Source organism: Chitinophaga sp. 05T412, from assembly GCF_056396465.1.
In genome coordinates this window covers 566407-584963 of the sequence record NZ_JBFTLN010000002.1, presented here as the reverse complement: position 1 = coordinate 584963, position 18557 = coordinate 566407, and the positions used below count along the sequence as shown (strand labels likewise).

16 protein-coding genes, 1 tRNA gene and 1 pseudogene are annotated in these 18557 nt (G+C 44.3%); 6 read left to right on the top strand and 12 right to left on the bottom strand.

The window, feature by feature from the left end; all coding sequences use genetic code 11:
* Positions 1 to 3: 3 nt before the first annotated feature.
* A complete protein-coding gene (locus AC1DFM_RS06095) occupies positions 4 to 645 on the top strand; it encodes a DUF2461 domain-containing protein (RefSeq protein WP_477075806.1) in 642 nt (213 codons plus the stop codon).
* Positions 646 to 691: 46 nt separating this feature from the next.
* Here the strand turns inward: AC1DFM_RS06095 and AC1DFM_RS06090 are convergent, their stop codons facing one another.
* Both AC1DFM_RS06090 and AC1DFM_RS06085 read right to left on the bottom strand, forming a co-directional pair.
* Positions 692 to 1117 carry a hypothetical protein gene (locus tag AC1DFM_RS06090; RefSeq protein WP_477075805.1) on the bottom strand — a complete coding sequence of 142 codons (426 nt, stop codon included), beginning with the start codon at positions 1115 to 1117 and terminating at the stop codon, positions 692 to 694.
* Positions 1118 to 1130: 13 nt separating this feature from the next.
* Positions 1131 to 1655 carry a hypothetical protein gene (locus AC1DFM_RS06085; RefSeq protein WP_477075804.1) on the bottom strand — a complete coding sequence of 175 codons (525 nt, stop codon included), beginning with the start codon at positions 1653 to 1655 and terminating at the stop codon, positions 1131 to 1133.
* A 65-nt stretch (positions 1656 to 1720) separates the two neighbouring features.
* Between AC1DFM_RS06085 and AC1DFM_RS06080 the strand changes: the two are divergent.
* Positions 1721 to 1864 (top strand): annotated as a pseudogene (locus tag AC1DFM_RS06080) (IS256 family transposase); the annotation flags it as partial.
* Positions 1865 to 1974: 110 nt separating this feature from the next.
* Here AC1DFM_RS06080 and AC1DFM_RS06075 read toward each other — a convergent pair.
* From AC1DFM_RS06075 to AC1DFM_RS06060, 4 genes are all read right to left on the bottom strand, one after another.
* On the bottom strand, positions 1975 to 3018 hold the full coding sequence (locus tag AC1DFM_RS06075; RefSeq protein WP_477075803.1) for a hypothetical protein: 1044 nt from the start codon (positions 3016 to 3018) through the stop codon (positions 1975 to 1977).
* Positions 3019 to 3232: 214 nt separating this feature from the next.
* On the bottom strand, positions 3233 to 4441 hold the full coding sequence (locus AC1DFM_RS06070) for a retropepsin-like aspartic protease (protein ID WP_477075802.1): 1209 nt from the start codon (positions 4439 to 4441) through the stop codon (positions 3233 to 3235).
* Between the two features lie 370 nt (positions 4442 to 4811).
* Positions 4812 to 4885 (bottom strand) — tRNA-Met (locus AC1DFM_RS06065).
* Between the two features lie 124 nt (positions 4886 to 5009).
* Positions 5010 to 7523 (bottom strand): mechanosensitive ion channel family protein, encoded by a 2514-nt coding sequence (locus AC1DFM_RS06060; protein ID WP_477075801.1) that lies wholly within the window; start codon positions 7521 to 7523, stop codon positions 5010 to 5012.
* A gap of 190 nt (positions 7524 to 7713) precedes the next feature.
* Between AC1DFM_RS06060 and AC1DFM_RS06055 the strand changes: the two genes are divergently transcribed.
* Complete coding sequence (locus tag AC1DFM_RS06055; RefSeq protein WP_477075800.1) at positions 7714 to 9285, top strand: glycerol-3-phosphate dehydrogenase/oxidase; 1572 nt, start codon at positions 7714 to 7716, stop codon at positions 9283 to 9285.
* Positions 9286 to 9323: 38 nt separating this feature from the next.
* Here AC1DFM_RS06055 and AC1DFM_RS06050 read toward each other — a convergent pair whose 3' ends face one another.
* The 4 genes from AC1DFM_RS06050 to AC1DFM_RS06035 are packed head-to-tail and all read right to left on the bottom strand — an operon-like array spanning position 9324 to position 11504.
* Positions 9324 to 9917, bottom strand: coding sequence for a nitroreductase family protein (locus AC1DFM_RS06050; RefSeq protein ID WP_477075799.1), 594 nt, complete (start codon positions 9915 to 9917; stop codon positions 9324 to 9326).
* 2 nt (positions 9918 to 9919) lie between these two features.
* The gene (locus AC1DFM_RS06045; protein WP_477075798.1) at positions 9920 to 10372 is read right to left on the bottom strand and encodes an acyl-CoA thioesterase; all 453 of its coding nucleotides are present in this window, start codon (positions 10370 to 10372) and stop codon (positions 9920 to 9922) included.
* 20 nt (positions 10373 to 10392) lie between these two features.
* Positions 10393 to 10977: an RdgB/HAM1 family non-canonical purine NTP pyrophosphatase gene (gene rdgB / locus AC1DFM_RS06040; RefSeq protein WP_477075797.1), complete on the bottom strand. Its 585-nt coding sequence runs from the start codon at positions 10975 to 10977 to the stop codon at positions 10393 to 10395.
* A 29-nt stretch (positions 10978 to 11006) separates the two neighbouring features.
* Entirely contained in the window at positions 11007 to 11504 is a 498-nt protein-coding gene (locus tag AC1DFM_RS06035) for a hypothetical protein (protein WP_477075796.1), read from the bottom strand.
* Between the two features lie 131 nt (positions 11505 to 11635).
* Here AC1DFM_RS06035 and AC1DFM_RS06030 point away from each other — a divergent pair, with 131 nt between their 5' ends.
* The 3 genes from AC1DFM_RS06030 (at position 11636) to rpsG (ending at position 14014) form a co-directional block, all read left to right on the top strand.
* Entirely contained in the window at positions 11636 to 12730 is a 1095-nt protein-coding gene (locus AC1DFM_RS06030; RefSeq protein ID WP_477075795.1) for a branched-chain amino acid aminotransferase, read from the top strand.
* Positions 12731 to 13136: 406 nt separating this feature from the next.
* Entirely contained in the window at positions 13137 to 13517 is a 381-nt protein-coding gene (gene rpsL / locus AC1DFM_RS06025; RefSeq protein ID WP_012789278.1) for a 30S ribosomal protein S12, read from the top strand.
* 29 nt (positions 13518 to 13546) lie between these two features.
* On the top strand, positions 13547 to 14014 hold the full coding sequence (rpsG, locus tag AC1DFM_RS06020; protein ID WP_291917749.1) for a 30S ribosomal protein S7: 468 nt from the start codon (positions 13547 to 13549) through the stop codon (positions 14012 to 14014).
* A 218-nt stretch (positions 14015 to 14232) separates the two neighbouring features.
* On the opposite strand, the gene AC1DFM_RS06015 is transcribed toward rpsG, so the two are convergent.
* Together AC1DFM_RS06015 and AC1DFM_RS06010 are read right to left on the bottom strand one after the other, a co-directional pair.
* Positions 14233 to 18090, bottom strand: a complete 3858-nt coding sequence (locus AC1DFM_RS06015; protein ID WP_477075794.1) for a hypothetical protein — start codon at positions 18088 to 18090, stop codon at positions 14233 to 14235.
* Positions 18091 to 18102: 12 nt separating this feature from the next.
* The gene (locus AC1DFM_RS06010; RefSeq protein ID WP_477075793.1) at positions 18103 to 18540 is read right to left on the bottom strand and encodes a hypothetical protein; all 438 of its coding nucleotides are present in this window, start codon (positions 18538 to 18540) and stop codon (positions 18103 to 18105) included.
* Between the last annotated feature and the right edge of the window lie 17 nt (positions 18541 to 18557).

The window sequence follows — 18557 nt, the reverse complement described above, 5'->3', positions numbered from 1 at the left end:
CAGATGCAGCAATCAACTTTTGGCTATCTGGAGAAGCTGGCGCAAAACAACAACCGGGAGTGGTTTAATCAGCATAAACAATTATTCACTATTGCCCGTGAAGATATACTGTCCTTTGTGGAGGAATTATTATGGGAGATGACCACGTTTGATAAGGAAATAGGAAAGGTAGATGCCACGAAATCACTTTTCAGAATATATCGGGATACGAGGTTTTCATCTAACAAAGATCCTTACAAAACCAATTTCGGTGCAAATATTAGCTACAAAAATGCGGGTTATTATCTCCATATTCAACCTGGCCAGTCTTTTTTAGCCGGTGGTATTTATATGCTGGAGAACGATCGGCTGAAAACACTTCGAAAGGAAATTTCTGGCAATGCCGGAGAATTTCAAAAGATTTTGGGAGAAGAGAAATTTTGCCGGTATTTCGGGGAATTGAGTAACGAAGGTAAGTTGGCACGTATTCCTGCCGGCTTTGAAAAGGATGATCCAATGGCGGAATACCTGAAGCTGAAACGTTTTGTAGCCGTTCATCCTATTGCCGACAAGGAGTTGTTGGAGAAAGATGCGCCCAAAAAACTGGCGGAAATTTATAAATCATTGAAACCGTTGAATGATTTTTTGAATGCGACTTTTGAGTGAAAGATTGTTAAGCCTCACATATTTGTGGGGCTTAAATAGCGCCAATCTATACAAATCTTAAATCGCTTATATTTTCGGGATTGGAAATAGCCATTTCTTTTAGCCATTCCTCATATGTTGCACTTGTTTGCTTCTGATCACAGTAGTTATAAGTTTCAACCTGCTGGCCATCGTGTGTAGAAAATGCCCAGAAAGTTTTTATAATGATGCCTTCCAGTTTCAAATAGGTATTGCGGCTTTCCCAATAACTGGAGATCTGTAATATGTTGTAACTGGCTGGTTTTTTTGTGGTCAGTAAATCAAGACTGTAGCTGTTTAGGTTTAATTGGAGAGGTTTATTCACGATATAAAAAGAACCACCGTCATAAACAAGTATATCATTCCTCGTGTCTGGTACAAATAACATCCGGAGGCTATTTTCATATTCTCCGGTTAGTTGGGTATAGACTTTATTGAATTGATAAGGTAGCATATAGGTTTAGAATTTATTGTTTTTTCATAAGCGCATACCACTCCCGGAGCTCATTCATCAAGACTGTACAGTATTCGGCTTCTAATTCCTTATTCGTCGTGTTATGTTTCCATTGAATGTCTGAGCATCTTAATTCTTCAATTTCAAGAAGTGAAGCATATATTTTTCTAAAGCAAATGCTATCATAAACATAACGTTTACTCTCTTCATAAAATGGGTAAGTGTCAATAGCCGTTTTTTTTATTTCCCAGGCACCTTCGATAAGATCTTTTTTATTATCAAATATTTCATCAGCAATATGAAGCGCTACTTCAATGGCTGCAGTACGTTTATCAGGTAATTCAATACCTAATTCACCTAATAACATATTGTAATAATGAAAAATATCGTAAGTATCGTCGTAATGGGAAAATCCGGCTAAAATCCAGAGAGAGGGAGTATCTAGTCCCTCTTGCAATGCCTGTACTGCGGCATTTGGCACGGATCGTATGCTTTCAATATTGAGCTCTATTTTTAAAGCAAGCAGCCGGAAGTTCAATTTTTTATGCTTTATTGGTAATTAGATCGTTAAAGGAACATGAGTTCGGGCATTTTACCAAACTATCCTTCCCTATTGATGACGCCGTGCTTAAATCAGTTTACCTGGCTTTGCGGGAAGCATCAAAAAAATGGACTATGCCCATTAGAAACCGGGGCATGATCCTAAATCAGTTTTTAACTATTTTTGATAGCAGAGCGAGAATCTAATTATTAATTTTGATCTCAGGTTTTTAAGTTTACACACTTTGTAAAATAGTCCTTGTTTAATCGATTTAATTTGTCTATTTCAGACTTTCGTAGCGAGATCGGAACATTTTTCAAAAACTAAGCGTTATAATTTCACTCTTTATTACTTTATCGTTAAATATAAATTCGAAGCGGATTTTAGCCATATTTCCAGGACATTTCCTGGCAAAATTATTTAGTTGAAGTTTGAATCTTTTAGATCCTTCTCCAAAAAGAATAGGTCCACCGATTACATCATCCAGAATAATTGAATTTGTCTGCTTATTAAAGTCCATTTCGAATTCGATAGTTCCAATAGATTGGAGAACTTCGGTAGATGGAAAACCACTTAATTGTGTCCATATTTTTTCTATTATAATGTCTATTTGTTGTAAATGATGTATAAGACCTACATTATTTATAAACTGAAAATCGAATATTAGTTCGCTTGATTTCGATGATCCACCGAGCACTATTTCCTGGATAAAATAATTCTTCTCTTCTTCTGACCTGTGCCAGATTGTATTTTGAGTATCGACGGAAATTTTGCTAAGTGATAAACTACCTTCTTCTTTTATGAAGAATGGATTAGAATAATAGTGTCTCCCTATTTCAGGGTGTTTCAACATGAGTGAAATAAGCTTGGTGTGCCCCCAATGCGAAATGGAGAGATCATTACGAAAATGCTGCTGTCTTTTGTTCATGAACCTTTCGGCGGCTTCTATCATTGAAACTTTATATTCATACTCTTTTTTTAATAATTCAAACCAGCGCATGTCATTTTTTGAGAAATCTTCCGGAGTAACCAATATCCAATTTGACATTTCTGGAAATTTATCAATAACCCGTTCAAGAGATAACTTAATGTCAGCTTTATGATTAGTAGTAAGGTTGGAAGGGTAAAATTTGTATTGAAAGCCTGTGTATATAAAATTATCAGTTCTTCTCCATCTCTCTTTTAAAATGCTATCAACACCTTTATAATCACCAGAAGCATCTGAACTTATTATTGATTCCAGTCCTCGTTCATTAGCTTCAGCTATTATTAGTTGGTTTAACACTCTGGCGAATTCATGGCCGCCTTCAGCTCCTTTACCAATTATCTGATACAAGTTTGCTACATTAGGGATAGGCATAAGTCCAATTGGGCATTTGATTGTATAATCAATATACGTAAAAAAGTATTGTTATTTTAATAATATGTACCCAATGTGCCTTTGAATATGTGCTAACAGGGTGCTAGACGGTAGTAGTTGTGAGTTGTTAATTGATCCCAAAAAGGGAAAATCGGAATCATAATTTGATTTTTCAGGTACACTGTAAGTCCCATATACAAAGGAATGATTGCGATCATTCTTTTGTTATACTAATCTTTTTAATACTTCCTTGTTCGTCTTTTATAGTAAGGGTGGCGGTTTGTTTGTCCAGCATCTTATCCACTTTGCCACTTAGCCAGTCGCAAAGGTCAATAGTTTGGCAATTTTCATCATCAATAGCTATAATTTGATCACCAGACTTAACCTGATCTTTAAGCTTTTCCCATACCACACCCACCACTAACTTATCATTTGCTACAATAGTTTTTAAAGACCAAAGCTTTTCGCTCAGATCAATGGTAAGGGCCGTTGGCTGAAAATAAAAAAAATGGTGTATAAAGTCGATGGTTACAATACCATGGTCTAATAATTTTGTACCAATCCGGGTGTTCCTGGAGTTACTGGTTTCTGTAACAACATTTGTAAATGTACTCCCTGCTATAATTAAGGACGAAATTTTCAGCCGTTGCAAACTATCAGGTGTTGGTACACCCAGGAGGCCCAGATGATTAATTCCATAACCAGTTGAGATCTTTTCAATAGCATCTTCTTTTTTTAACCGCTTGGCATCTGCCATTGTCATCCGTAAAAAGTGTGGGCTGCCTGTATCAAAACCAACAGTCTGATTTTTTTTACTTCCAACCTGCATATTGAAATAGGGGAAACTTTGCGGCTCGCCAGTAACAAGGGGCATCTGCATTTTCTTATCAATAGAAAGTTTGGTTTCATCATCCGTTAAAATAATAATATGCTTGGTGGGTACGATCTGTACAATGGACTTGCGGAGCAAATTACTGCCTATTACACCATCAATATGCCAGCATGTGTATAAACTGCTGCTTGATACCAAAGCTGGAACGCCGGTAAAGGAAAGATTATTAAGTTTCAGCGCTGCTATAGCAACAATATTTAACGAAGCTTTTTTCCCAGTGGCATCCGTTATTTCTGTATGATTAATGATTTCGGGCTTCAGCTCATTAAACAGTTCAGTAGTGATTTGTAGAGGGGCACCGGTATCAAAAATAAATTTTCGTTTTATACCATTAATTTCCGGGGTTAAAAACATAAAGCCATTTACAAATTCATAAGGAATTTCCTCGTAATAGCCTTTGCTTTCAGTTCCGCCTTTATTAAAAGTGACACGTTGAGCTACACAATGGTTGATGGACAAGAAAAAAAGGATACAACCTTTGGTATACTTCCATAGGATTTCAAAAAAGGGAAAGGGTTTATTAATTTTCATCCTGTCAGGGGTTTAGTTAAATCTGTTTTTTGATCCTTAGATTAACCAGGAGCTGCTGAAAAAGTCTAAAGCCGGATAAGTGTAAGCCCTTACCAGTCTTCACGGTTATCGGTTAAGTAATAACTTCATTCTAATTTACAATATATGGCATTAGCACCCAATTTTTTCGCCTTATTTGAAGATTAACTTTGCCTTGAAGGGCTGGTGAGTTGGGGTTATCGGTAATCAGGCATTTGCATTGTTGAATCAGGACAGGGTGATAACCCTTAAAAATGACTTGGGAGCTCCAAATTATCTGACCACCAAACCGACCATCGCGTATAAACGAAAAAGCCGCAAACCTTTTTAAGTGTTTGCGGCTTTTTATCTGTAGCGAGATCGGGAGTTGAACCCGAGACCTTTGGGTTATGAATCCAACGCTCTAACCACCTGAGCTACCTCGCCATTTACCTTTTTCGATTCGCTGTAACTACTATCTGTAGCGACTACTCGTCCAAAACGGGAGTGCAAAGATAACGGCTTATAAATGAAAATTCAAAATGTATCTGACGTTTTTTTATAAAATTTTTTAAACAGCGTCATCAGAACGGGGTTTATCCCACTTTTTCAGCAGGGTTTCATCGATGGATCTTACGTGCAAATCCTGCTGTGGATAAGGCAGTTCGATACCTGCCTTGTTCAGCGCATCATAAATAAAGGCCAATACGTCGCTTTGCTGGGTGCCGGCGGTATCCAGGTCGGCGATCCAGAAATACGCCCGGAAATTAATGGAGCTGGCGCCAAATTCATAGAGCTGTACGGCAGGAGCGGGGCTGCTAAGCACTCCCGGGCGATCTGTAAATGACGATTTTATAATATCCATCACTTGTTTCACATCACTACCATATCCAACACCGATGGTGAAGGTAACGCGACGGATACGGTTGGTTCTTGTCCAGTTAATAAGTTGTTGGGAGATGAGTTCGCCGTTGGGAACAATGATTTCAGAGCCATCGGGAGCGCTGATTTTACTGGAGCGAATGCCGATTTCCTTCACTACGCCGGAACGGCTGCCAATTTCTATTACATCGCCTACTTCCAGCGGTTTTTCAAAGGCGAGGATAATACCTGATACCAGGTTGTTGACAACATTCTGTAGACCAAAGCCAATACCAACGCCTAATGCGCCTATAACGATCGTTAGTTTATCCATGGGGATGCCGGAGGCGGCAAAGGCCAGCAGCACGCCGCCGGCAAGAACAGCAAGACGCAGCAGCAACAGGGCGGAGCCCATTTTTGTTTTCCGCGAAGGACTTGAACTGGTGCCAGTACTGCCAAACATATAGGCAATCAGCTGGGAAGCGACTGTAGATACCCATATCACCAGGATGAAAATAATAATGCTGCTGAAAGTAAAGTCCGAGCTACCAATCTGATGTCGGGAAGAAAGGAACTCCGCGATAGTATCATAGATGGCATCATATAAATACAGGTTGCGGGCAACAATCATCAGCCAACCGATGCCGGCGAGAATACTGAGAAACGTCTTCAGTTTTCGTTGCACATCCTGGTAGTCCATGAACGAAATAAAGGTGCTGGAGTCTTTATTGGCTTCTACCTGCAGGTAAACGGCCTCCATCAGTATTTTCACTAATGCAAAGAGGCTGAGCGCCATAACGGTGTTCACAACAGCGCTGGAGCCCATTATTTTGGCGGTGCCCACTCTGGCAAAAATGACGAGCACCAACGAAAAAATACTGGTGGCGAGAAAAAAGAACAGCAGTGGCCGGGTATATTTAGGTTGTGCAAACGTAGTTAGTGCAGTTTCTTTCAGGAACCGGCGGACCAGTATAATAGAGAGTATAGCGCCAATCAACAGCCCCCACTGTTCTGCGTAGGTAATTTCTATAAGCAGGTTATTCAGGCTGTAAAGAAATAACAACCCTATCAGAAATAACCAGTTCCGGAATAATGTTTTCGGGAAGTGTTCACGGAAAATAATGGATAACGCGGCTACGGCCAGCCCCCATGTAATTTCAGTGAACAGGATAGGATAGCGGACGGAAAGTACCGCCGACAGCGTAGTAATGAATACCACGATACTGGCCACAGGAAAGCGGTATACGTATTTCGCGTGTTGCAATATTGTTTCGCCTTCTGCTTCGGTGTGATTTTGCCGGATTCTCCGGATGTTGTTATATACCCACCAGGAAAGCAGTACCGCCAGCAACAGCCAGATAAAAAAGATAGGCCATTGTATAGAGAAAAATATGAGCACTACTTTGGTGCTTTTATGCAGTGAATTTTTTAGCACAGGAAAAAAATCCAGCGGGTTGATACTGTCGCGGTGAGGTTTCCATAGGTAACGATAATCCCGTGCAAACATATTCAGGGAATACTGTTCCAGTCGGTAGTCCATGTCTTCATACAAGTTCGATACCTCAATATACCGGTTGGCTACTCTGTTTTGCAGCAGTCCCATTTTAATCAGATGATGTTTGTTGGCGCTGTCTACTGCATGAAATTTGAGTATCAGGTTGGTGATTTGTCCAAGATAAAAACCGTATAGCTCATCTTCGGCGGGAATGTTCCGCATGGTGGTATCGGTGCGCAGGGTATGGATGGTATCGTTGATGGCAATCAGTTTGCTGTAATAGTTGGAGAGGGTGCCCTGCCAGGAGTTAAGCTTCCGTTGCAGTTGTTCCAGCATTACTTTATTGGTGTAAATGTCATTGATGTTGGGAGTACGGCCCAAACTGGCAATATTATATTTCACCAGTCCGATAGAAGTGTCTATCAGTGGAAAGCCACCGCTGATGCTTGCGGTGTCAAAGCCGCGTTTGAGTGAACTCATAAGTTCATTCATCATGATGGTATAGTTCTCGATGCGGTTGATCAGGAGCGCAACGGAGGTATCCGATTTTTTAATCCGGTTACTGTCTTTGGACAGGGCAGCGATATTTTTCCGGATGGTAGCGCTGTCTATGGCTACCATATGAATGGTATCCAGCTTCTTTTTTTGCGCAGTGCCGGAAAAGCTGCTGGCCAGAGCGGTTAGCAGCAACAGGATGTGTAGCAAAAATGGTTTAACCTTCATGAACATATGAAACAGCATATATTTTGAGCACCCACCAGTTCTGATGGAGGAACATTTTTTCCGTGTAAATGTTCCTGAATTTAAAACTTTTACTCCGCTTGTCCGTTAAGTTTTCTGTAATCGATGGGGCAGCGTTTGCCCGGTACTTAATTCCGCCGTATTTTGTAAGTAATTGCCATACCAAGAAAACTAACTTATGAACAGAGAAATGCTCGTTGCTGCATTAAGAAAGGATCTCAAACCCTGGGACATAGTAGTGATTGGAGGCGGGGCCACTGGCCTGGGAGCTGCCCTGGAGGCAGTTACAAGAGGGTATAGGACATTGTTGCTGGAACAGGTCGATTTTGCTAAGTCAACATCCAGCAAAAGTACAAAGCTGGTACATGGAGGGGTACGCTACCTGGCGCAGGGAGATGTGTCGCTGGTACGGGAAGCCAGCGTGGAACGTGGGTTGCTGGCGGCTAATGCGCCACATCTGGTACGTAATCTGGCTTTTGTGATTCCTACTTTTAATTTTTGGGAGAATTTAAAATACACTATCGGCCTCAAAATGTACGATTGGCTGGCCGGACGTCTCAGCCTGGGTAAGTCGGTGCATATTTCGCGCTCAGAAACGCTGAAGCGACTGTCAACGCTGAAAGAAGATAAACTCGCCGGTGGCGTATTATACCATGATGGCCAATTTGATGATAGCCGTCTTGCCATTAACCTCGTACAAACCATCAGCGATAAAGGAGGCACGGCGTTAAATTATATGCGGGTAACCAGTCTGCGCAAGGATGGAGAGGGGAAAATCAGCGGTCTAACGGTAAAGGATACACTCAATGGAGGAGAAGATATCTACATCAATACCCAGGCGGTAATTAATGCCACTGGTGTTTTTGCAGATGATATTCTGGAGATGGATAACCCGCAGGCACCTAAGTCTATTGCGGCCAGTCAGGGCGTGCATGTGGTATTGGACAGTGAGTTTCTGCCAGGTCATAATGCCTTGATGATTCCTTCCACCAGTGATGGTCGGGTGTTGTTTGTGGTGCCCTGGCACAACAAAGTAGTGGTAGGCACTACAGATACGCCGGTAAATCATATCAGCCTGGAACCCCGTGCATTGGAGAACGAAATCTCATTTATCCTCAGTACTGCTGGTCAGTATTTGTCCAGGCCGCCTCAGCGGACGGACGTACGCAGCGTGTGGGCTGGTCTCCGGCCATTGGCTGCTGCCAAAGCGGAAGGACATAAAACAAAAGAAATTTCCCGCAGCCATAAAATTATTGTGGCCAAATCCGGGTTGATCACCATTATTGGTGGCAAGTGGACTACCTACCGTCGCATGGCGGAAGATGTTGTGCATAAGCTGGAGGAAGTGCTCCGCTGGAAAGAAACGGCCACTGCTACTACGCACCTTAAAATTCATGGCGCTACAGATAATGTAAACTGGGAAGATCCCTGGTATTTCTATGGCAGCGATGCATTGCATATCCACCAGATGGTAGCCCGCCAGCCGGATCTGCAGGAGGAGCTGAGCCGGGAGTATCACATCATTAAGGCACAGGTGGTGTGGGCAGTACGGGAAGAGATGGCCCGCAATGTGGAAGATTTTCTGGCGCGTCGTACCCGCCTGCTTTTCCTGGATGCAAAAGAAGCAATACGTATAGCCCCGGCCGTAGCCAGGATCATGGCCGCCGAATTACATAAAGATGAACATTGGGTGGCGACACAAATCAGTAGCTTCGAAGCAGAAGCCAATGGATATTTATTACCTGTATAATATAACAAAGGGCCTGTGAGGGCCCTTTGTTATTATCATTACATCCATTTGAATTTTTGATCGAAAGGCTTCAGCCTTCTTCCCGGTTGCGCGGGCTCGTCGGTATAACCGAGGTAAAAGAAACCCAGTACCAGGTCTTCATCTCCCAAACCCAGATAATCCTGCATGGCAGGGTGGTAGGTCATCCCGCCTGAACCCCAGTAGGCGGCGAGGTTAAGGGCAGCAGCACCCAGCCAGATATTTTCTACCGCGCAGGATACGGCCGCAATTTCTTCTATGGCCGGAATCTTGGGGTTATTACCTCTTTTCATACAAATAGCCAGTACATGAGAGGCCAGGTTGCCCTGGTTCTTCAGCTTTTCGTAATTGCCGGCAATGTATTTATCTGCGGGGGTGTATTGCTTGTATAAATTAGCATGATCCAAACAAAATTCGGGTACTTTATCGCCGCTGTATACCATGAAGTACCAGGGTTCTGTATGGCCATGGGTAGGTGCCCAGTCGGCCAGTTGCAATAATTGTTGTACCGTTTCATTGGGTATTTTCCGGCCATTCATGCTGGTAGGCTTCACGGTGCGGCGGGCAGTGATTACCTGCTCCACGGCGGAGGCTAATGTGTTGGTATCTATCATAATTATAACGGTATTTGTTTTCCTGTTTCCAGGCTGGCCTTCAGATGGGCCGGTAATTTCGCTATTTTGCGAAGTTTGTAATCAAAGCAGATCATGCCGGTTTTAGCTTCGGCAATAGTGATCGTTTGTGCATTCCTGTTAGTAGTGATGCGATAAAATAATTCAAAGCCAAAGGCATTGAATTCTCCTGCTGCAATGGCTACTTCAAAAATATCTCCATGAAATCCTTCTCCTTTGTAGGCTACAGCTACGTCTGCCATAATAAAACCACTACCGGCTTCATGATCCAGTTCTTTATATCCTATGCTGCTCAAAAACTGAATTCTGGCTTCGTGCATGATGGACAAAATTGCATCATTGCCTACATGGTTGCCATAATTAACGTCCTGTATGCGTACGGGTATTGCTATGCTAAATGGGAATGTTTCCGGTAAATCTATCTTAATCCTTGCCATTATTATTTTTTAGGGAGATGCTAAACGTTTGTTGTTTGTTTCAGGAAGGCCACAAATTTCGCGAAGGCTCTGGCGCGATGGCTATACTGATTTTTTTCTGTCAGGTTCATTTCTGCAAATGCCCTGGTTTCACCTTCCGGTACAAAAATAGGATCATAGCCAAATCCCTGGCCCCCTTGCGGGGCAGTGGTGATATGTCCTTTGCTCACGCCTTCAAACTGATATTCTTTGCCATCCAGTACCAGGGAAATGACGGTGCGGAATTGAGCGCTGCGGTCAGTTTGACCTTCCATTTCCTGTAACACCTTCACAATATTATCGGCTGCTTCCTTCTGTTCACCGGCGTAACGGGCAGACAAAACACCTGGTGCACCATGGAGGGCATTAATTTCCAGGCCGGTATCTTCTGCAAAGCAATTTTCGCCGGTCATCTGGTGAATGGTAGCAGATTTCTCTGTGGCATTAGCTTCCAGCGTATCATGTGGTTCCGGAATATCGATGTCTATGCCAGCTTCCAGCAGGGTGATGATCTCAAACTGATCGCCCAGCAGGGAGCGGAACTCTTTTACTTTGTTTTGATTGTTGGTAGCAAATATCAATTTCATATAGTCGGATGAAAAAGCGTTTTATTGTATTAAATACCTAATAATTGTTTTAATCCTGCCCAAAGCCGCGCTTTCAGCACTTTATCACTGCCAATGAGCGATAACTCATCGGAAAAAAGCAGGGTAGCGCCATTTACGGTGACCAGCTGATACAAGGGAATATCACTGAGCCCAAGTTGTTCCGGTGCAATGCCAAATACAACGCCCCTCTCTATCTTTACTGCTGCCTGCCAGTCAGGAAATGTCAAAGAACGGTAGTGCGATACGTTCATAAGCGATACATCCTGCATGCCTAGTTTACAGGCATTTAATATATTGGTGAGGAGGTTGAATAATTCGTCGTTTAAGTAGGCTTCCTTTTCGTTTTCTACGAAGAGCGCGATGTTTTTTTGATTTTCTCCTAAATATTTGACTTTAGGCGCCACTTTTTCTGCAGCCTCAGCCGGCACGCTTTTCCCCGGAATGATTGGCTGGGTAAAGATTTTAGCCAGAAAGTAAGGATCCAGTTGGAATTGCTCAAGCGACATGTTTATTATTATTTAATTTAATATGAAAGTCCCCGCTGGGGAAAAATCTGTTTATTTGCACAGCCGGAGCGGAAAGGCTCCTGCGGCACAACGATTGAAATGTAAAAATATTGAGATAAAATCGATTAACCATGATGGTAGAAAAATCAACAGTTAAGGAAGAGGCGCTAAAGAAGATCAAAGTCACCGGAACTACGCATAGCAGACTGAGTGAAGTGGATTTCAATAACCTGGCATTTGGTAAAATGTATGCCGACCATATGCTGGTAGCCGATTTTAATGGTAAAGAGTGGGTAAATGCTGAAATCCTGCCTTTTCAAAATCTGTCTGTAAGCCCTTCAAACGCTGCCTGGCATTACGGACAGGCCATCTTTGAAGGTATCAAGGCCTATAAAGATCCACAGGATAATCCTATGATCTTCCGCCCATATGATAACTACAAACGCTTTAACACCTCTGCAGAGAGAATGGGGATGCCCCACGTACCTGAGTGGTTGTTTATTGGCGGAATGGATATATTAATAGATATGGATCGCAACTGGGTACCTACCGGAGCAGGCTGCTCCCTGTACCTGCGTCCTTTTATGATTGCCGCAGATGAGTTTATTGGTGTTCGTCCTTCCGATACTTACAAATTCGCTATTATCAATTCTCCTTCCGGAGCATATTTTAATAAGCCTATCAAATTACTGGTACAGGACAAATATGTACGTGCCTTCCCTGGCGGCGTAGGTTATGCCAAAGCTGCCGGTAACTATGGCGGTACTATGTATCCTACCATGCAGGCAAAGAAACAGGGGTATGACCAGATTTTATGGGTAGATGGATACGAACATAAATACCTCCAGGAATGCGGTACGATGAACGTTTTTGCGATCATAGGCAATACTGCTATCACACCAGACCTCACTCAGGGAACCATCCTGGAAGGGGTAACCAGGGCCAGCGTAATGGACATCCTGGCTGATATGGGCCTCCAGGTAGAAGAACGACCTATTTCCATCGACGAAGTAGTAGCTGCCTATAAAGCAGGTACTCTCCGTGAAGTATTTGGGACTGGTACCGCTTCCAGCGTGGCCTACGTAGAAGAACTCGATTACCTCGATACCCAGATTAAACTGGATACCACTAAATATACTATTGGCGCCGAAGTAATCCAGCGCCTGGACGGTATCCGCACCGGACGTGCTGCAGATACCCGTGGCTGGAATTACATCATTAAATAAGCCGAAAGCATAAAGCTAAAAGCAAAAAGCTATTGAAGCGGATAATAAGCCACTTTAATAGCTTTTTGCTTTGAATATCATATTATTAGCTCAGACAGTTATTCTCTTCAATAGCTTTTTGCTTTCCGCTTTATGCTTTTAGCCTCCAGACTTTTGCTGGGACTCAATATTTTTTATGGTTGTTTCTCAAGGAAAGCATACATTTGCACTCCGGTTTTTGGTAATCCTGAGCTGCTACCAGAATAATTAAGACCTTTCCCTGTTTAGACACAGAAGATCATCCGGGTAAAAATATTTTCGAAACAATTTTGTTATTCACACATATAGTTTTACCTTTGCCGTCCCAAAATCCCTATGTGGGGAATTTGGATGTCATTGTAAACCGACATAAAAAACTAGGTAAAGAATGCCTACTATACAACAATTAGTAAGAAAAGGAAGAGAAATTATCCGGGCTAAGTCTAAGTCCAGGGCATTAGATAGCTGCCCTCAGCGTCGTGGCGTTTGTACTCGTGTATACACTACCACGCCTAAGAAACCGAACTCCGCTCTGCGTAAAGTAGCGAAAGTGCGTTTAACCAACAAAGTTGAGGTGATTGCCTATATCCCTGGTGAAGGTCACAACTTGCAGGAGCACTCTATCGTACTGATCCGTGGTGGAAGGGTAAAAGATTTACCAGGTGTTCGTTACCACATCGTTCGCGGTTCCTTGGATACTGCAGGTGTGAAAGACAGAAAGCAGAGCCGTTCCAAATATGGTACTAAGAAGGAAAAGGCTAAAAAATAATAATTATAAATAGTCGTAATTTTCAATAAATGAGAAAGCAAGCTGCAAAGAAATTGCCTCTGGCTCCAGATCCTAGGTTTAATGACAAGCTGGTAACCCGCTTCGTTAACAACGTTATGGAACAAGGAAAAAAGAGCATTGCCTATAAAATTTTCTACGATGCTGTGGATAAAGTAAGCCAAATGACCGGCGAAAACGGTTACGAGGTTTGGAGAAAAGCATTGGCTAATGTTACACCTGGTGTAGAAGTTAGAAGCCGTCGTATCGGTGGTGCTACCTTCCAGATTCCAGCGGAAGTACGTCCTGACAGAAAGATCTCCCTGAGCATCAAATGGTTAGTACGTTTTGCTGGTGAAAGAAACGGTAAGAGCATGGCTGATAAACTGGCGAATGAAATCGTAGCAGCAAGCAAAGGTGAAGGTGCAGCGTTCAAGAAGAAAGAAGATACTCACCGTATGGCTGAAGCTAACAAAGCTTTCTCTCACTTCAGAATCTAGTTATAGCCTTAACAGGCAACTCAATATATTTGGCAAACAGTTCCTTTGGAGCTGTTTGCCTTTTTGTGTGCCTACATAGGATAGTATCCAAATATACCTGCTACCATCGGGCGTTGAGCGCCCCCAGAATCAACTGCCGATGATCCCATCTCATGGGATAAAAAAAAGCAGGCATCAGAAGACACCTGCTTTTATAAGTTCTATTTTAACGAGACAACTTACTTCACATTCACCAATACCTTAATCACCCCGGTATTATCAACAAATTCCTGTAAGGCCTTTCCTATTACCTGTCCAGGCTTTACTTTATCCACATCTGCTTTCATGGCATATCCTGGCTTACTGGAAGTTACCAGTAAATCTCCCCGGTGAATAACGCCATTCTCATTACATACCTTGGTAGGAATCACTCCCACTACTCCCATAGGTACCTCATCAGCAAGATCTGTTGCCATATTATGCTCTGTTAACAATACCCCTGGTTTGGTAGCAAAAACACCCGCCACCAACGAGGAATAAGGTTCAGATGATTTTTCTACAGTCCTGTCAGCATGTGTGGCAATCACCAGTACATCCCCTGGTTCATAGGCATCCCTATGACCAGATACGGCAAACGATTCTGCCATATCGGCTCCGGAGTTCTGTGTACCTCCATCAAAAAAGCCTCTGCCAGTTCTATCAATCCTGGCCACATTCAATCCTCCTGTCTGAAATATAGCCGGATCTCCACTGGCACCTTCGTGATCTACGACCATGGCATTTCCCAAATCATTGGTCACCACCTGTAATGCTATTCCGAAACCAGTAGTTTCTTTATGCTCGAAATAGCCAGCATATCCGCCGGTACCAGAAGCAACACCATATACGMCAGCGGTTCCACTATTTCCGAAAATACTATTCACTTCTCCCCGTACACCGGCGCCAACCCCGGTAGTATTGTTAGCAAAGAAATTGCCGGCATTACCCAGTGAGTGATCCGCAATCACACCAGGCCCTATAGAGTTTACCTGGAGTACATTGTCAGTATTGGTATTATTGTCTGTATGAATGAGTGCAGCATTACCAGTAGGGCCCGTATGTATTAATTCAGTAGCCGTACCCTGACCTACACTGGTAACAAGTAGTGCACGTCCAAAACCGGTAGTGCTGGTATGTTCAAAATAACCGCCATATCCTCCTGTACCAGATGCAACGCCGTAAACACCGGCAGTACCATTATTCCCAAAAATACTGTTTACTTCCCCCCGTACACCGGCGCCCACGCCAGATGTATTGCTCACAACAAAATTGCCGGCATTACCCAGTGAATGGTCTGCAATCACACCAGGTCCTATATACTTTACCTGGAGTACATTATCAGTATTGGTATTATCATCGGTGTGAATGAATGCCGCATTACCACTGGGACCATTATGCATCAGTTCTGTAGCAGTTCCTTTCCCTATACTGGTTACAAACAGTGCACGCCCAAAACCAGTGGCTTCTGAATGTTCAAAGTAACCACCATATCCCCCGGTACCTGATCCAACACCATAAACACCGGCAGTACCGTTATTCCCGAAAATACTGTTTACTTCTCCACGCACACCCGCTCCTACGCCACTTGTATTATTAGCGAAGAAATTACCCGCGTTTCCCTGGGTATGATCGGCAATTACACCAGGACCAATACTTACCACTTGCAGCGTATTACTAGTGTTGAGGTTGTTAGTATTTTGAAAGAATCCTGCGCTGCCAGTACCATTGCTTACTGCTGCCAGTGTATTACTGGGATTGAGGTTGTTGACATTTTCAAAGAATCCTGCGGTGCCAGTACTGGCGCCGCCACCTACCCTGCCATGTACACCGATGCCATTTCCGCTCGCATCAGCATTGATGAATCCATATACGCCATAGCCAGGACCATCATTTCGGCCTACTACCGCACCTGTTGCAGCTCCTGCACTTTTTGTCCGACCAGTAACAGCTTCACCACCGGCAGTATTATCTCCCAGCACACCAGCGCCGGATAGCGCGGCAGTAGTACCATGCACTGCTATACTGGCTGCACTGGAGGCCGATACCGCTTCACTGGTTCCTGTGGTAACAGCATTAACTGCTACTCCGCTACCGCTGGTATTGACATCCACTGCATTGCCTCCTCCCGCTGTGCTCACCTGTAAAGCAATTGAATTATTGGTATTGGTGAGAATGGATACAACAGCGGCACCTCCATTGGTACTGGTAGCAAATAAACCATTTCCGTTAGTGCTGTTGGCATATACGCCTGTTCCTGCTCCTGATGAATTACCATATACACCAAGGCCATTGGGAGTTGTACCATATACTCCCCAGCCACTACCGCTCTGAGATCCCCACACACCTATTCCCAATCCACCAGTGCCACTATTTATCCCTCTCACCGCCGAAGAAAAGCCTCCCGGCGTAGTAGAAGAAACGGTTCCACGTAAAGCAGAAATACTACTGTTGATACTATTGCTAATTCCATCCAATACGGTACCATCACCCTGGTTGGTGATAGAAAATACGCTACCTGCTAAATTTACAGTATTGCTATAAGGCAGTACGAGCCCGCCAGCCGCCGCTGTGGGCGTCCATTTGGTACCATCATATGCTAACACCTGTCCGGCTACCGGAGCCACCGTATTTACACTCACTCCCTGTAGTTTTGCTACTCCAGGATTGGGGTAGGTACCCTGTAAGTCACCACCTGCGGCCCCATTGGGTGGAAGTGTTGTGGGAATAACCCCCGCAGCGATTTTAGCAGCAGTTATTTTACCATTTCCTACTACCGGATTGGGATAAGTACCTCCCAGATCACCGCCAGCCGGCCCATTGGGAGGAAGCGTTGTGGGGATAACCCCCGCAGCGATTTTAGCAGCAGTTATTTTACCATTTCCTACTACCGGATTGGGATAAGTACCACCCAAATCACCACCTGCAGCAACACCGGTAATGGTTCCCGGAATACCTTGTATACCTTGCAACCCTTGTAACCCCTGTGGTCCTACAGGCCCTTGTGGTCCGGTTGCACCAACAGCTCCTTGTGGTCCAGCCGGTCCGGTAGCACCGATCGGTCCGATGGGGCCTACAGCGCCTGTTGCACCGGTAGCACCGGCTGCACCAGGGTCACCTTTAGCTCCCTGTGGTCCAGCTGGTCCAGTCGCGCCTATCGGTCCGATGGGGCCAATAGGACCAATTGCACCGGGATCACCTTTGGCACCCTGTGGTCCAGCTGGTCCTGTAGCACCTATCGGTCCTGTAGCACCAGTAGCACCAGTAGCACCGGCTGCACCGGGGTCACCTTTGGCACCCTGTGGTCCAGCTGGTCCGGTAGCACCTATAGGACCAGTAGCGCCAGTAGCCCCAGGGTCACCTTTAGCTCCCTGCGGTCCTACAGCTCCGGTCGCACCCATCGGTCCAATGGGACCAACTGCGCCAGGATCACCTTTAGTGCCTTGCGGTCCTGTAGCTCCGGTAGCACCTATCGGTCCGATAGGACCAATAGGGCCAATTGCACCAGGATCACCTTTTGCACCCTGTGATCCAGTGGCGCCTGTCGCGCCAATAGGTCCTACGGGTCCTACAGGTCCAATTGTGCCAGGATCGCCTTTTGTCCCTTGCGGACCAGGATCACCTTTCACTCCTTGTGGCCCTGCTGGCCCAGGCTGACTATTAGCGGCGTATATGGCAAAAGGCACACTCATAAGCTGAGATGTACCTAATTCTGCAAAATTGCTTCCGCCGGAAGAAACCTCTACCCGCAGATATTGATTCGCCTGCGTCCAGGGAACACTGGCCAATGTACCAGACACAGGATCTCCTTTACCAATCTGCGCGGTGAAAAGCCCGAGCTGATTAGTAGTTACATCATGTGTTTCCTGGTATTGCACGTTGCCGGCAGCTGATCCCCCCAGGATACTAAATCTGATTTTCAATGCCTGATTGGGTAAAGTAGTACCATTGGCATTCCTGGCAACTGCCTGGTAATTGATACCCGTTAACCCGCTCTGGGCGTGCAGTTGTAACAGTACAGCCAATAAGGCAACAACGGTTAGGAATAGCATTCGTTTCATAAGGAATCAGATTTAGTTTTTTACAGCTTTTTTGATACCAGTAATCGTTTTGAAGGGCTGTATAGTGGGAGGAGGTGTACCTTGTTGCTCTATCACGGGAGGTACTACTGCTTTAGATGCCGGTCTGGAAACGGGAATATCCTGGGAAGAAGGACCTTTGCTGTTTCCCTGTGGGGCAGCAACAGCAGCCCGACGATTCGTATTGGATGTCTGCGCACCGCCTGTTTGCACTGGTACTTTATTGTTTAATACCGCCATACGGGATAGGTTGCTGTTTGCCTGCGCATCTCCTGCTTTAATCGGCACCTGCCCTTTGGCCTGTGATAATTGTTGGGGTTGAATAATAGAAGCACCCGGAGGCGGATCGCTTTTCCGCATGGGAACTTTTCCCGTTTGCGCATGGGCAATGACTGTTATCAACAGGCAAAGCGCAGTGTAGAATAGTTTCATCTGTTGCTATATTTAAA

What these genes read in the sequence shown, in the direction of transcription:
- AC1DFM_RS06095 (WP_477075806.1), top strand. Translation starts at nt 4, where the DNA reads ATGCAGCAATCAACTTTTGGCTATCTGGAGAAGCTGGCGCAAAACAAC.
- AC1DFM_RS06090 (WP_477075805.1), bottom strand. Translation starts at nt 1,117, where the DNA reads ATGCTACCTTATCAATTCAATAAAGTCTATACCCAACTAACCGGAGAA.
- AC1DFM_RS06075 (WP_477075803.1), bottom strand. Translation starts at nt 3,018, where the DNA reads ATGCCTATCCCTAATGTAGCAAACTTGTATCAGATAATTGGTAAAGGA.
- AC1DFM_RS06070 (WP_477075802.1), bottom strand. Translation starts at nt 4,441, where the DNA reads ATGAAAATTAATAAACCCTTTCCCTTTTTTGAAATCCTATGGAAGTAT.
- AC1DFM_RS06060 (WP_477075801.1), bottom strand. Translation starts at nt 7,523, where the DNA reads ATGTTCATGAAGGTTAAACCATTTTTGCTACACATCCTGTTGCTGCTA.
- AC1DFM_RS06055 (WP_477075800.1), top strand. Translation starts at nt 7,714, where the DNA reads ATGAACAGAGAAATGCTCGTTGCTGCATTAAGAAAGGATCTCAAACCC.
- AC1DFM_RS06050 (WP_477075799.1), bottom strand. Translation starts at nt 9,917, where the DNA reads ATGATAGATACCAACACATTAGCCTCCGCCGTGGAGCAGGTAATCACT.
- AC1DFM_RS06045 (WP_477075798.1), bottom strand. Translation starts at nt 10,372, where the DNA reads ATGGCAAGGATTAAGATAGATTTACCGGAAACATTCCCATTTAGCATA.
- rdgB (WP_477075797.1), bottom strand. Translation starts at nt 10,977, where the DNA reads ATGAAATTGATATTTGCTACCAACAATCAAAACAAAGTAAAAGAGTTC.
- AC1DFM_RS06035 (WP_477075796.1), bottom strand. Translation starts at nt 11,504, where the DNA reads ATGTCGCTTGAGCAATTCCAACTGGATCCTTACTTTCTGGCTAAAATC.
- AC1DFM_RS06030 (WP_477075795.1), top strand. Translation starts at nt 11,636, where the DNA reads ATGATGGTAGAAAAATCAACAGTTAAGGAAGAGGCGCTAAAGAAGATC.
- rpsL (WP_012789278.1), top strand. Translation starts at nt 13,137, where the DNA reads ATGCCTACTATACAACAATTAGTAAGAAAAGGAAGAGAAATTATCCGG.
- rpsG (WP_291917749.1), top strand. Translation starts at nt 13,547, where the DNA reads ATGAGAAAGCAAGCTGCAAAGAAATTGCCTCTGGCTCCAGATCCTAGG.
- AC1DFM_RS06010 (WP_477075793.1), bottom strand. Translation starts at nt 18,540, where the DNA reads ATGAAACTATTCTACACTGCGCTTTGCCTGTTGATAACAGTCATTGCC.